General features: G+C 74.1%; 12 protein-coding genes. 5 read left to right on the forward strand and 7 right to left on the reverse strand.

The window, feature by feature from the left end:
- Positions 1-7 precede the first annotated feature (7 nt).
- From hutI to hutU, 4 genes are read right to left on the reverse strand one after another with little or no spacing between them, the layout of a single operon-like run.
- On the reverse strand, positions 8-1186 hold the full coding sequence (hutI, locus tag ACFV6X_RS23175; protein ID WP_385386312.1) for an imidazolonepropionase: 1179 nt from the start codon (positions 1184-1186) through the stop codon (positions 8-10).
- Between the two features lie 53 nt (positions 1187-1239).
- Complete coding sequence (locus ACFV6X_RS23180) at positions 1240-2574, reverse strand: formimidoylglutamate deiminase (protein WP_385386314.1); 1335 nt, start codon at positions 2572-2574, stop codon at positions 1240-1242.
- Complete coding sequence (locus tag ACFV6X_RS23185; RefSeq protein WP_385386316.1) at positions 2571-3878, reverse strand: allantoate amidohydrolase; 1308 nt, start codon at positions 3876-3878, stop codon at positions 2571-2573. Before ACFV6X_RS23185 ends, ACFV6X_RS23180 begins: the two co-directional genes overlap by 4 nt.
- Positions 3875-5539: a urocanate hydratase gene (hutU, locus tag ACFV6X_RS23190; RefSeq protein WP_385386318.1), complete on the reverse strand. Its 1665-nt coding sequence runs from the start codon at positions 5537-5539 to the stop codon at positions 3875-3877. Before hutU ends, ACFV6X_RS23185 begins: the two co-directional genes overlap by 4 nt.
- Before the next feature lie 190 nt (positions 5540-5729).
- Between hutU and ACFV6X_RS23195 the strand changes: the two genes are divergently transcribed.
- The 5 genes from ACFV6X_RS23195 (at position 5730) to ACFV6X_RS23215 (ending at position 9943) form a co-directional block, all read left to right on the forward strand.
- Positions 5730-7106 (forward strand): diaminopimelate decarboxylase, encoded by a 1377-nt coding sequence (locus tag ACFV6X_RS23195; RefSeq protein ID WP_385386320.1) that lies wholly within the window; start codon positions 5730-5732, stop codon positions 7104-7106.
- Positions 7107-7253: 147 nt separating this feature from the next.
- Positions 7254-7664: a hypothetical protein gene (locus ACFV6X_RS23200; protein WP_385386322.1), complete on the forward strand. Its 411-nt coding sequence runs from the start codon at positions 7254-7256 to the stop codon at positions 7662-7664.
- A complete protein-coding gene (locus ACFV6X_RS23205) occupies positions 7661-8950 on the forward strand; it encodes a hypothetical protein (protein WP_385386323.1) in 1290 nt (429 codons plus the stop codon). The genes ACFV6X_RS23200 and ACFV6X_RS23205 overlap by 4 nt, the downstream gene beginning before the upstream one ends.
- 112 nt (positions 8951-9062) lie before the next feature.
- Positions 9063-9551 (forward strand): roadblock/LC7 domain-containing protein, encoded by a 489-nt coding sequence (locus ACFV6X_RS23210; RefSeq protein ID WP_385386325.1) that lies wholly within the window; start codon positions 9063-9065, stop codon positions 9549-9551.
- Between the two features lie 17 nt (positions 9552-9568).
- Positions 9569-9943, forward strand: a complete 375-nt coding sequence (locus tag ACFV6X_RS23215; RefSeq protein ID WP_365450446.1) for a hypothetical protein — start codon at positions 9569-9571, stop codon at positions 9941-9943.
- Positions 9944-9952: 9 nt separating this feature from the next.
- Here the strand turns inward: ACFV6X_RS23215 and ACFV6X_RS23220 are convergent, their stop codons facing one another.
- The 3 genes from ACFV6X_RS23220 to ACFV6X_RS23230 form a co-directional block, all read right to left on the reverse strand.
- Positions 9953-10531 carry a hypothetical protein gene (locus tag ACFV6X_RS23220; RefSeq protein ID WP_385386327.1) on the reverse strand — a complete coding sequence of 193 codons (579 nt, stop codon included), beginning with the start codon at positions 10529-10531 and terminating at the stop codon, positions 9953-9955.
- A 117-nt stretch (positions 10532-10648) separates the two neighbouring features.
- Complete coding sequence (locus ACFV6X_RS23225; RefSeq protein ID WP_385386329.1) at positions 10649-11509, reverse strand: MurR/RpiR family transcriptional regulator; 861 nt, start codon at positions 11507-11509, stop codon at positions 10649-10651.
- Positions 11506-13014, reverse strand: coding sequence for an aromatic amino acid ammonia-lyase (locus ACFV6X_RS23230; protein ID WP_385386331.1), 1509 nt, complete (start codon positions 13012-13014; stop codon positions 11506-11508). Before ACFV6X_RS23230 ends, ACFV6X_RS23225 begins: the two co-directional genes overlap by 4 nt.
- Between the last annotated feature and the right edge of the window lie 132 nt (positions 13015-13146).

Raw genomic sequence — 13146 nt, forward strand, 5'->3', positions numbered from 1 at the left:
CCGGACGTCAGCCGACGCGCAGGCCGCGCCGCCACACCTCGGTCACCAGGGGGACCCCCGGCCGGTAGGCCAGGTGCACATGGCTCGGGGCGTCGAGGAACGCCAGGTCGGCGTAGGCGCCGGGGCTCAGCCGGCCGATGTCGTCGCGGCGCAGGGCGCGGGCCCCGCCCGCCGTGGCGGACCAGAGCGCCTCGTCCGGGGTCATACGCATGTCCCGTACGGCGAGCGCGATACAGAACGGCACGGACGAGGTGAACGACGAGCCCGGGTTGCAGTCCGTCGACAGCGCCACGGTGACGCCCGCGTCGAGGAGCCGGCGGGCGTCGGGCCACTCGGCGCGCGTGGAGAACTCGGCGCCGGGGAGCAGGGTGGCGACGGTGGAGCCGCCGGCGAGCGCGTCGACGTCCGCGTCGGTGAGGTGGGTGCAGTGGTCGGCGCTCGCGGCGTCCAGCTCGACGGCGAGCTGGACGCCGGGGCCATAGGTCAGCTGGTTGGCGTGGACGCGCGGGTGCAGGCCCTTGGCCTTGCCGGCGAGGAGGATCGCGCGGGCCTGGTCGCCGTCGAAGGCGCCTTTCTCGCAGAAGACGTCGATCCACCGGGCGTGCGGGGCGCAGGCGTCGAGCATCTCGCCGGTGACCAGGGCGACGTACGCCGCCGGGTCCTCGGCGTAGTCGGGGGAGACGATGTGGGCGCCGAGGTAGGTGACCTCGTCGGTGTGGGCGGCGGCGATGCGCAGGGCCCGGGACTCGTCCTCGACGGTCAGGCCGTAGCCCGACTTGGTCTCGAAGGTGGTGGTGCCCTGGCGGAGGGCCTCGGCCAGGTGACGGGTGAGGTTGGCCTCCAGCTGGGCGTCCGTGGCGGCGCGGGTGGCGGCGACCGTGGTCCGGATGCCGCCCGCGCTGTACGCACGGCCCGACATACGGGCGTTGAACTCCTCGGTGCGGTCGCCCGCGAAGACCAGGTGCGAGTGGGAGTCCACGAAGCCCGGGATCACCGCCCGGCCACCGGCGTCGACCCGGTTGTCGGTGGCGGGTGCTTTGCTTGATTCACCGGTCCACGCGACGCGGTCGCCGTCGATGACGACGGCCGCGTCCCGGATCAGGCCCAGGGGGGAACCGTCACCGAGAGAGGGGTCGTTGGTGACCAGTGCGGCGATGTCGGTGATGGCGGTGGTGGTGCTGCTCATGGCGTCCTCGTGGGGGCTCGGGTCGGCCTCGTTCGGGCTCGGGTCGGCGGTCGTCAGGCGCGCAGGGCGTCGACGGCTTGCGCGAGTGCCTGCGGCACATCGGGTACGAGGGTGTGCGCCCCGTCGCGTACGACGTGCCGCCCGCCCACGACCGTATGGCGCACATCCGCTGCCGTCGCGGCGAATACGGCCGTCTCGGCGCCGAGCCGGGGCAGCGGACCCGCGGTTCTGACCGAGTCGAGCGCGACCGTCGTGAAGTCGGCGAGCGCGCCGGGCTCCAGGGTGCCCGCGTCCGCCCAGCCGAGCGCGGCGTGCCCGTCCGCCGAGGCGGCCCGCAGCAGGGCGGCTGCCGTCCAGTGGCCGCGGGTGCGGGTGCGCAGCCGCTCGTTCAGCTCCATCGCGCGCGCCTCTTCGAGCAGGTCGACGACGGCGTGGCTGTCGGAGCCGAGGCTGAGGGGGGAGCCCGCCTTATGGAGGGCCGCGGCAGGGCCGATGCCGTCGGCGAGGTCGCGCTCGGTGGTGGGGCACATGCAGGTGCCGGTGCCGCTGCCACCGATCAGGGCGATGTCCCCGCCGGTGAGGTGCGTGTTGTGGACGCCGGTGGTGCGGGGGCCGAGCACGCCGTGGTCGGCGAGGAGCTGGGTGGGGGTGCGGCCGTGCGCGTTCAGGCAGGCGTCGTTCTCGGCGGTCTGCTCGGACAGGTGCACATGCAGCGGGGCCCGCCGCTCCTCGGCCCACCGGGCCACGGTCGCCAACTGGTCGGCGGGCACGGCCCGTACGGAGTGGATCGCCGCGCCGATCCGTGCGTGATCCCGTTCCTTGAGAACTGAACAGCGTTCGGCCCACTCCTGCGCCGTCCGGTCCGAGAAGCGGCGCTGGTGCGCGTCGGGCGGCTGCCCGAAGCCGGAGGAGAGGTAGCAGGTGTCGAGGAGGGTGATGCGGATCCCGGCCTCGGCGGCCGCCGCGACGAGCGCCTCGCCCATGGCGTTGGGGTCGGCGTAGGGGGTGCCGCCGTGGGCGTGGTGGACGTAGTGGAACTCGCCGACGGCCGTGATCCCGGCGAGGGCCATCTCGGCGTAGACCGCCCTGGCCAGCGCGTGGTACGTGTCCGGGGTGAGCCGGTCCGCGGTGGCGTACATGATCTCGCGCCAGGTCCAGAAGGTGCCCGAGCCGACCTGCACGGTGCCGCGCAGGGCGCGGTGGAAGGCGTGGCTGTGGGCGTTGGCGAGGCCGGGGAGGGTGAGGCCGCGCAGGACCTCGGCACCGGGGGGCGGCGCCCCGGTGTCCTGGTGGACGGCGGTGATCCGGCCGCCCTCGGTGTCGACGGCGACTCCCGGCTCGACATGGGTGCCGAGCCAGGCGTGCTCCAGCCAGTACGTCCGTGTCACGCGCGGGTCAGCCCTTCCAGTACGTCGGCGAGTGCCCCCACCGCGGCCACGCAGTCGTCCTCGGCGGCGAACTCGGCCGGGGAGTGCGAGACGCCGGTGGGGTTGCGCACGAACAGCATGGCGGTCGGGATCGTCCCGGACAGGATTCCGGCGTCGTGTCCGGCGCCGGTGCCCAGGACGGGGACCTTGAGGTCGGTGTCCTTGCCGAGGATGCGGGCGAGTTCGTCGCGCAGGGCGTGGTCGAACTCGACGACCGGTGTGAACGACTCGCGTACGACGTCCAGGTCGACGCCGTGCGCGTCGGCGTACTCGCGGGCCGCCCGCTGGATCCCGGTGACGACGGTGTCGAGGGCCTGCTGGTCGGCGGCGCGGGAGTCGAGCCAGCCACGCACCAGGGAGGGGATGGCGTTGACGCCGTTGGGCTCGACGGCGATCTTGCCGAAGGTGGCGACGGCCTGCGCGAGGTGCGCCTCGCGGCGGGCGGCGAGGACGGTCTCGGCGTACGGCAGCATCGGGTCGCGCCGGTCCACGAGCCGGGTGGTGCCGGCGTGGTTGGCCTCGCCCCGGAAGTCGAACCGCCAGCGGCCGTGCGGCCAGATGGCGCTGGCGATGCCCACCCGGTCGCCTGACAGGTCCAGGGCGCGACCCTGTTCGACGTGCAGTTCGACGAAGGCACCGATGCGGGTGAGTCGCTCCGGGTCGGGTCCGATGGCGTCGGGGTCGTACCCGGCGGCCTCCATGGCCTGCGGCAGCGTCGTCCCGTCGCCGTCGGTCAGGCGGTGCGCCTGTTCGACGGTGAGCTGCCCGGTGGCGAGCCGGGACCCGACGCAGGCCAGCCCGAAGCGGGCGCCCTCCTCGTCGCCGAAGTTGACGACGGCGAGGGGCTTGCCGAAGCGCACGCCGCGACCGCGGAGTTCGTCCAGCGCGGCGAACGCCGAGACCACCCCGAGGGGCCCGTCGAAGGCCCCGCCGTCGGGCACGGAGTCGAGATGCGACCCGGTGACGACGGCGTCGCCCTGGGCGGGGTCCCCGAGCCAGGCCCACTGGTTGCCGTTGCGGTCCAGCTCGTAGAGCAGTCCCCGCGCCTCGGCCTGCGCCCGGAACCAGTCCCGGCACTCGGCGTCGGCCCCGGTCCAGGCGAAGCGGCGGTAGCCACGGGTGCCGGGGTGCCGTCCGACGGGGAGCAGTTCGCGCCACATCTCCTGGAAGGAGGCGCCGTGGGGGAGGGCGGCTGCCGGGGCCGCGTCCGGCGCGGTCCCGCCCGTGGCCGTGCCGTCGGCCCGGCCGTCCTCGGTGCGCGTCACGCCTGGTCACCCTCACGCATCGGTACCCGCACGCCGCGGTCCGACGCCACCGACTCGGCGATGTCGTAGCCCGCGTCGACGTGCCGGATGACGCCCATCCCGGGGTCGTTGGTGAGGACCCGCCGGATCTTCTCGCCGGCCAGCGCCGTGCCGTCGGCCACCGTCACCTGGCCGGCGTGGATCGAGCGGCCCATGCCGACGCCGCCACCGTGGTGGAGGGAGACCCAGGACGCGCCCGACGCCACGTTCACCATCGCGTTCAGCAGCGGCCAGTCGGCGATCGCGTCGGAGCCGTCGAGCATGGCCTCGGTCTCGCGGTACGGGGAGGCCACGGAGCCGCAGTCGAGGTGGTCGCGCCCGATGACGATCGGCGCGGCCAGCTCCCCGCTCGCGACCATGTCGTTGAACCGCTCTCCGGCCTTGTCCCGCTCGCCGTACCCGAGCCAGCAGATCCGGGCGGGCAGGCCCTGGAAGTGGACACGCTCGCCGGCCATCTTGATCCAGCGGGCCAGGGACTCGTTCTCGGGGAAGAGGTCGAGGATCGCCTTGTCGGTCTTGGCGATGTCGGCCGGGTCGCCGGACAGGGCCGCCCAGCGGAAGGGGCCCTTGCCCTCGCAGAACAGCGGGCGGATGTAGGCGGGGACGAAGCCGGGGAAGGCGAAGGCCCGGTCGTACCCGGCCAGTCGGGCCTCGCCGCGGATGGAGTTGCCGTAGTCGAACACCTCGGCGCCGGCGTCCATGAAGCCCACCATCGCCTCGACGTGCCGGGCCATGGACTCGCGGGCCCGCGTCGTGAAGCCCGCCGGGTCCTTCGCCGCGTAGGCCGCCATCTCGTCGAAGCCGACGCCGAGCGGCAGGTACGCCAACGGGTCGTGCGCCGAGGTCTGGTCGGTGACGATGTCGATGGGGGCGCCCATGGCGAGAAGCTGCGGGACGAGCTCGGCGGCGTTGCCGAGGACGCCGATGGACAGCGGGCGCCGGGCGTCGCGGGCCTCGGTGGCGAGTTGGAGGGCGTGGTCGAGGGAGTCGGCCTTGACGTCGAGGTAGCGGTGCTCGATGCGCCGCTCGATGGCCCGCGGGTCGCAGTCGATGCAGATCGCGACGCCGTCGTTCATCGTCACGGCGAGCGGCTGGGCGCCACCCATGCCGCCGAGTCCGGCGGTGAGGGTGATCGTCCCGGCGAGCGTGCCGTCGAACTTCTTCGCGGCGACCGCGGCGAAGGTCTCGTAGGTGCCCTGGAGGATGCCCTGGGTGCCGATGTAGATCCAGGAACCGGCGGTCATCTGCCCGTACATGGTCAGGCCGAGGGCCTCCAGGCGGCGGAACTCCTCCCAGTTGGCCCAGTCGCCGACGAGGTTGGAGTTGGCGATCAGGACCCGCGGCGCCCACTCGTGGGTCTGCATGACGCCGACGGGGCGGCCGGACTGGACGAGCATCGTCTCGTCCTGCTTCAGCCCCTGGAGCGTGCGCACCATCGCGTCGAAGGACCGCCAGTCCCGCGCCGCCTTGCCCGTGCCGCCGTAGACGACGAGCTTGTCGGGGTGTTCGGCGACCTCGGGGTCGAGGTTGTTCTGCAGCATCCGCAGGGCGGCTTCCTGCTGCCAGCCCAGGGCGCTCGGCTGCGTACCGCGCGGCGCTCGTACGGGGCGGGGTCCTGACATGGTCTGCCTCCTGGTGGCTGCTCTCGCGGAGCTCCCTGCGGAATGTTGCTGGGGTTATTCACATCCTGGCTATATGAATAGAGCTAGTCAATAGGGGTGCGGCCCGACACGGCGTCGGCCCGGATGTTTGGCTGGACGTATGGACCATGCGCAGCGAAGCGGCAGAGCGACCTACACGACGGGGGACCACATGGACGACGTTCATGAAGGACGGGCGGGCGCGGCACGCGCGGCGCGACGCGACGAGGCCGTGCGGGCAGCCGTGGAACAGGGGCTGCTGGGGCCCGACGCCCCTCTCGCCGGGCTGCTCGACGTCACCGGCATCCGGGAGTCGGCGGCGGAGCTGCGCGCGGCGTTCGACGCGGTGGTGGCACCCGGCACGCCCGTGCTGCACGCCTTCGCGGTGAAGGCCTCCCCGCTGGTCCCGGTGCTGCGGCTGCTGCGTGACGAGGGCATCGGCGCGGAGGTGGCGAGCCCGGGTGAGCTGGCGCTGTCCCGGGCGGCCGGGGTGGCGCCGGAGCGGACGGTGCTGGACTCGCCCGCGAAGACCCCGGCGGAGCTGCGCGAGGCGCTGGCGCTGGGCATCGCCGTCAACGCGGACAACCCGCAGGAACTGGACCGCCTCGACGCCCTCATGCGCTCCGCCCCCAGCCGTTCCCCCCTCGGACTCCGGGTGAATCCGCAGGTCGGCGGCGGTTCCATCGAGGCTCTCTCCACCGCCACGGCGACCTCGAAGTTCGGCGTCGCGCTGCGGGACGAGGGGGCGCGCGAGTGGGTGATACGGGCGTACGCCGAGCGTCCCTGGCTGACCCGGCTGCACGCGCACACCGGGTCGCAGGGCATCCCGCTGTCCCGGATGACCGAGGGTGTGGCGGCGACGTACGCGCTGGCGGAGGAGATCAACCGGAGGATCGGGCGGCCACAGGTCGACACGCTCGACATCGGTGGCGGGCTGCCGGTGAACTTCGCCTCGGAGGCGACGACACCGACGTACGCGCAGTACGCGCGGATGCTCAAAGAGGCGGTGCCGGGGCTGTTCGACGGGCGGTACGGGCTGGTCACCGAGTTCGGGCGGTCGCTGCTGGCCAAGCACGGGACGGTGGTGGCGCGGGTGGAGTACGCCAAGAGCGCGGGCGGCCGGCCCGTGGCGGTGACGCACGCGGGCGTGCAGGTGGCGGCGCGGACGGTGTACGCGCCGGGGTCGTGGCCGCTGCGGATCGCCGCGTACGACGGCAAGGGGCGGGCGAAGGAGGGGCCGGCCGTGGTGCAGGACGTGGCGGGACCGGCGTGCTTCGCGGGCGACCTGCTGGCCGAGGGCCGCGAGCTGCCGCTGCTGGAGCAGGGGGACTACGCGGCGGCGCTGGACACGGGCGCGTACTACTTCGCCCACCACTACGCGTACAACTCCCTGGCCCGGCCGGGCGTCTACGGTTTCGTGCCGGACGGCGCGGGGGGCGTGGCCTTCGCGACCGTGCGCACCCCGCAGCCGATCGAGGAGATCGTGGCCGAGTCCGGCGGGGCGCACGCGGGCACGCTGAGCGCGCTTCCCGCGCCCGCGAAGGGGTGATCAACTTGCCGGGAAACGAAGCCAGTTGACCCACATTAGCCACTCGTCGCATGTTCCACCGGAAAATGCCAGAACGCTCACCTGCCGCACACACGTTGCGTAGTCTCTGGGTCACTCAGCCGAACCCAGGCAGGAGGGGAGTCCAGGGTGCCCGGAATCGACGAGTGCTTACTCGAAGCCATGCGGCTGCCCGGCGCCCGGGGGGCCGCGCTGGTCGACTGGACGAGCGGACTGGCACTGGGCACCGTCGGCGAGGCGCCGGGCGGTGACCACGAGACGGCGGCCGCCGAGGCCGCGGAGCTGGCCCGGCTGGCCGCCGAGCAGCGGGCGTTCGCGCCCGTCGGCGGCCCGGACGGCGAGGACGCGCCGGACGCCGCCGACCCACCGGTCGAGGACCTGATCCTCAGCAACCGGGACAGCTATCACGTGCTGCGGTTCGTGCGGACGTCGTTCGACAGCAGCGTCTTCCTGCATCTGTGGCTGGGCCGGGCGGACGGCAACCTCGCGCTGGCCCGGATCCGGCTGGGCGAGATGGCCGGACGGCTGGTGCTGGGATGACGATGGTCGACACGACACCGCCTCCCGGACTGCCGATACGGGACAAGGCGGCCCGGCACCGGACCGGGGGTGTCTCCCCGATGCTGACCCGCCTGGCCGCCGAGCGCGCCACCGGCGTCCTGGTCCGCGCGAGCGGCACCCTGTACCTCGCCGAGGGCCGGGTGGTGCACGCCGAGAGCCCGCTCGCGCCCGGCCTCGACATCCTTCTCACGGCGCACGGCACCCTCGACGCCCGGGACTGGCAGGACGCCCTCGAGCGGGCCGACGAGCCGGAGGGCGCCGACCGCGCCCTCCTGGACGGCGGCCGGCTCGCGCCAGGCGCACTGGAGTTGTGCCACCTGAGCGCGCTGTACGACGCCGCGTACTTCGCCCTCGCGCCCAGCAGCACCCCGGGGCGCTTCCGGTACGGCCCCACGCACTGGCTCGGTTCCGTGCACCCGGTGCCGGTCGGCTCCGTCGAACAGGAGACGCTGCGCCGCCGCGCCCTGCTGCACCGCATCTGGCCGGACCCGGCGACCGACAGCGCACCCCTGGAGCGCCTCGACACCGCCGCCGCCCCGGCGGTCCCGCCCCGGCAGAGCGCGGTGCTGGCGCGCGTGGACGGTCTGCGCACGGCCACGGACATCGCCCGCGACCTGGGCAGACCGGCCTTCCACACCCTGGTGTCCATACGCCGGCTGGCAGCGGCCGGCCTGGTGGCACCCCGCCCGGCACACCCGGGCACGGACGGCGATCCCTGGGCCGAGCACACGGCCCCGGGCGACCCCACCGCCCTCGGCGACCCCGCCGCATTGGGACACCCGGCCCCCGGCAATCCCGCCGCCTTCATAGACAGGCCCCCAGGCGACTCCGCCACCTTCGGACAACCGGCCCCCGTCGACTTCGCAGACAGGGCCCCAGGCGACTCCGCCGTCGTCGGGCACCCGGCCCCCGGCAACTCCGCCGTCGTCAGGCACCCGGCCCCCGGCGGCCCCACCACCTTCAGTCACCCGGCCCCCGGCAACCCCGCCACCTCCGGACACCCGGCCCCCGGCGGCCCCACCACCTTCAGTCACCCGGCCCCCGGCGGACCCGCCCCCCTCGGACACGCGGCCGCCGACGGCCTTGAGCACCCGCCGCCGACCGCCGCAGGCCACCCTCCCCCCGCCGGCCCCGCACCCGCCGACCCGCTCACGCCCCGCACCCCCGGCCGCACGCTGCCCGGCACCCCGCTCGGGCCGGGCTCCCTCGAACACCCCGACATCGCACTGCTGAAGAGGGTCAGGGATGCGCTGGAGGCCCTTTGAACGGCAGCAACCGCGACAGTCCGCGCAGGGACAGCCGGCGCCGGGACAGCTCGCGCCACGACAAGCGACGCCGCGGCAACCGCCTCGCCCGCCCGCCGAGAGGAGAGCCCTGATGGCGGTGGAACCCCCGATCCTCGACGAACTGCACCGGCTGAGAGCCCGTGTGCCCCAGCTGACCGGCGCCCTCGCCGCCAGCGTGGACGGCCTGGTCATCGCTCACGACACCCCCGGCGTCGAGCCGGAGGGGCTCGCCGCGCTGACCGCCGCCGCGCTCGGCGTCGCGGTGCGGGTCACGGACGCGACCGGCCGGGGCGAGCTGCGCGAACTGCTGGTGCGCGGCATGCGCGGCTATGTGGCGACGTACGCCGCGGGTGACACCGCCGTACTGACCCTGCTCGCCGAGGACCGCGTCAACGTCGGCCGGCTGCACCTGGAGGGCCGCCGCACCGGCGCCCGCATCGGCGAGCTGGTCGACGCCCTGCCGCCGACGCCGCCGCCCCTGCTCCCCGCGAAACCCGAGACGGCCCCCACGACGCGCCAGAAGCCCGTCCGCCGCACTCCCCGCACCCCCACGAACACATCCACCACCACGGAAAGTTGAGAGGAAACACCACCACCATGGCGAACACCGAGACCACCCTGAAGGAAGCCCTCGCCTCGATCGAGGGCGCCACCGGAGTCGCCCTCGTCGACTACACCACCGGCATGGCGCTGGGCACGATGGGCGGCAGCAAGACCTTCGACCTGAACGTCGCGGCGGCCGGCAACACCGACGTGGTCCGCGCCAAGATGCGCACGATGGAGCACCTCGGGCTCAAGGGCCAGATCGAGGACATCCTGATCACGCTGTCGGACCAGTACCACCTGATCCGTCTGCTCAGCGGCCGCAGCGGCAACGGGCTCTTCCTCTACCTCGTGCTGGACGCCAAGCGGTCCAACCTCGCGATGGCCCGTCACCAGCTGCGGCGGATCGAGGAGGACCTCGAAGTCTGAGGCCGCGGCTCAGACCGGTGCGGCGGTACGGCGACGCGCGCCACCAGGCGCCGCGTCGCCCGCCGCGACACCCGTAGCGCGGTACGCCCCGACCGCCTTGCCGGCCGGGCGGCCGCCGCGCAGCCAGTCGACGCGTACCCACAGCAGCGTCTCCTCGGCCCGCTCGCGCCGCCCGAGCCACCCCGCCTTCAGCCACAGCCCCGCACCGCATCCGGCGAGCAGCATGCCGCCGGCGGCGGGCGCGGCGAACGAGCCGCCCAGCGCGGCCAGGAAGGCCAGCAGCAGCCACCAGCGGTGCCCGCGCCGCCAGTTGCGCACGGTCACGGCGCGGTCCTGGAGCACGTCGTGCTTGGCGGCGCGGGCGGCGCCGCGGGCGAGGGCGGCGTACCGCTTGCGGCGCGTGCCGGCCACGAGGGCCGCCGCCAGGATGAACAGCACGGCCCCCGCCAGGACGCCGATCCGGCGCCCCGTCAGCCCCGGCACCAGCACACCGATGCCGGCCGCGACCACCCCGAGCCACCACAGGGGCGCTGCCCCCGCCCGCACGACGCAGGCCACCCGGGCCAGTCCTTGACCTCCGCGCACCATGTTCGGCCTCCTGTCCCACCTGTCCCACGCCGTCTCAGTTCTTGGAACAGGCAGGCTAGCGAGGGAAGGTGAGACGAGTCTGAGAAGCCGCGGGCCGCGGCGGACGCGGGCGCCCGCTCACTCCACGAACAGCCCTCGCGCCGCCGCCCGCGCGTCGAACTCCTCCAGCCGCGCCTGCGCGTCCGGGAGGTCGTCGCACATCGCCTCCAGCAGCACCCGCCCCAGCAGCATCGGCGCGCACGCCGTGTCGAAGGCGAGCCCGGTGCCGACGGCGGCGGGCAGCAGCAGGTCGGACACCTTGGCGACCGGTGCGAAGGCCGAGTCGGCGACGGTCACCACGGTCAGCCCGGCCTCCTTGGCGTACGCCAGCGTGTCCACGACCTCCCGTGGATGCCGGGGCAGCGCGAAGCAGAGCAGCGCCGAGGCGCCCGCCCGTACGGTCCCGTCGATCCGGTCGTGGATCATAGTGCCGCCCTCGTGGAGCAGCCGGACGTCCGGATGGACCTTGGCGGCGAAGTAGGCGAAGCCGTAGGCCTGGGAGGCCGCCGCGCGCAGTCCCAGCACCGGCAGCGGGCGGGAGGCGGCCAGCAGCCGCCCGGCCTCGTGCACGGGCCGGGGATCGGCGAGCAGTTCGGCGAGGTGCCGGAGGTTCTCGATCTCGGCCTCGACGGCCTGCTGGTACTCGTTGTACGACGCCGCGTCCGCCGGCTGCTCGGCGGGCGCGACCTCGCGCAGGTGCCGGCGCAGCGCGGGGTAGCCGTCGAAGCCGAGGGCGACCGCGAAGCGCGTCACGGACGGCTGGCTGACCCCGGCGAGTTCGGCCAGCTCGACGCTGGACAGGAACGGCACGTCGGCGGCGCGCCGGACCATGCTGTGCGCGATGCGCCGCTGGGTCGGCGTCAGCCGGTGCCCCTCGAACAGCGCCTGCAGCCGTGCGGCCGGGCTGTCCGGCACACCCGTGTTCATGTCCCCGGTCATGACGTGCTCCCCCTCCAGATGTCCGTGAACCGGTCGAGCAGTCCGGCCGCCGCCGTCACGTCGTGCGTGAGCGGCCGGTCGGCCGGGTCCGCGTCCAGCACCGACTCGGCGAGCTCCAGCGCCCGGCCGGCCGGCAGGTCCGGTTCGGGGCGCAGGCCGCGCTGGCGCAACGCCCGTACGGCGGCGACGAGTTCGCAGCCGACGACCAGACGGTACGCGTCGCACAGGCGCAGTGTCTGACGTGCGGCGAGCGAGGCGAAGCTGGCCTGTTCCTCGACGCCTCGGGAGAGTACAGCGTGGCCGAGCGACGCGGGCGCGGAGAAGGCCCGCAGATCGCCGAGGGCGGCCCCGGCGGCGTACTCCAGGATCATCACGCCGGAGGAGGCGGCCTCGTGGTCGGCGAGGAAGGGGCGCAGCCGGGTGTAGGCGGGCTCGTTCAGCGTCGACAGCCGGGACGTGGACAGGCGCGCCACCTGCGTTATGGCCAGCCGGAAGTGGTCCAGGGCAAGGGCGAGCTGGGCCTGGTAGAAGCCGCCGTGGTGGTAGGCGGCCATGTCCTCGGGGGAGATCAGCGGGTTCTCCGCGGCCGCGTTGATCTCGACGGTGAGGACGTCCTCCAGGGCGTCGGCGGCGTCCTGGGCGGGGCCGTGGATCTGGGGCAGGCAGCGGAAGCCGTACGGGTCCTGGAGCCGGCCGAGCGGCGGGTGCGGCCGGTCGGCGGCGCCGATCAGCTGCCGCATCCGGCGGGCGACGTCGGCCGTGCCGCGGTGCGGGCGGGCGGTGTGCACGGGGGCGGCGTACGCCTCGTGCGAGCCGTCGACGGCCAGCAGGGACAGCGCGGCGACGACCTGGGTGGCGGCGAGCAGTCCGCGCAGCTCGTGCAGGGCGAGCGCGGACTGGCCGAGGGTGAGGGCGTTGCTGCTGATCAGCGCCAGGGCGTCGTTGTTGTCCAGCGGCTGCGCCTCGGGGGCGCCCGCGCCCCGCCACGGATGTTCCCCGGCCAGCGCGAGCCCCATCTGGGCCAGCGCGGCGATGTCGCCGGTGCCGACCGAGCCGAACTCGTTGACCTGTGGGTAGGCCCCGGCGTCCAGCGCCTCGCACAGTGCGGTGACGACGGACGGCCGCAGGCCGGCGCCGCCCGCCAGCAGCTGGTTGGCCCGGACGGCGAGCATCGCCCGCACCTGCCGCGCGGGCAGCTCCTCGCCGATGGCTCCGGCGTGACTGCGCAGCAGCCGCAGCCCGTGCGCCGCGGCGGCCTCGGTGGGCACGTCCTCGTTCCGGTTGGCGCCGACTCCGGTGGAGCGGCCGTACACGCGCCCGGTCGCGGCGATCATGCGGGCGGCGTCCCAGGACTCCTCCGCGCGCTTCATCGCCTCGGTCCCCGGCACCGGCCGCGCGGCCCCGTCGGCGAGCCGGACGACGTCGGTGACGCCCATCCCGCGTCCGTCCAGCACCACGAGGGCGCTCACTGCCCCCTTTGGGGCGTCCACGATGCGAGACGACATCACGCGCAAACCCTCCTCGAACCGGACACCCGATCTTGCCTATCGGCCATCCATCACCGCGGATTACCGCTGGAGCATTGACAACCTATTCAGACACCAAGAACTCTGCATGACGTTATACAGGCCGGGCAA

The sequence above is a fragment of the Streptomyces sp. NPDC059861 genome, from assembly GCF_042731435.1.
Classification (GTDB): Bacteria; Actinomycetota; Actinomycetes; order Streptomycetales; family Streptomycetaceae; genus Streptomyces.

Coding starts and splice junctions, on each gene's coding strand:
- ACFV6X_RS23205 (WP_385386323.1), top strand. CDS start 7,661: ATGACGATGGTCGACACGACACCGCCTCCCGGACTGCCGATACGGGAC.
- ACFV6X_RS23225 (WP_385386329.1), bottom strand. CDS start 11,509: ATGACCGGGGACATGAACACGGGTGTGCCGGACAGCCCGGCCGCACGG.
- ACFV6X_RS23195 (WP_385386320.1), top strand. CDS start 5,730: ATGGACGACGTTCATGAAGGACGGGCGGGCGCGGCACGCGCGGCGCGA.
- ACFV6X_RS23230 (WP_385386331.1), bottom strand. CDS start 13,014: ATGTCGTCTCGCATCGTGGACGCCCCAAAGGGGGCAGTGAGCGCCCTC.
- hutI (WP_385386312.1), bottom strand. CDS start 1,186: ATGAGCAGCACCACCACCGCCATCACCGACATCGCCGCACTGGTCACC.
- ACFV6X_RS23220 (WP_385386327.1), bottom strand. CDS start 10,531: ATGGTGCGCGGAGGTCAAGGACTGGCCCGGGTGGCCTGCGTCGTGCGG.
- ACFV6X_RS23215 (WP_365450446.1), top strand. CDS start 9,569: ATGGCGAACACCGAGACCACCCTGAAGGAAGCCCTCGCCTCGATCGAG.
- hutU (WP_385386318.1), bottom strand. CDS start 5,539: ATGTCAGGACCCCGCCCCGTACGAGCGCCGCGCGGTACGCAGCCGAGC.
- ACFV6X_RS23210 (WP_385386325.1), top strand. CDS start 9,063: ATGGCGGTGGAACCCCCGATCCTCGACGAACTGCACCGGCTGAGAGCC.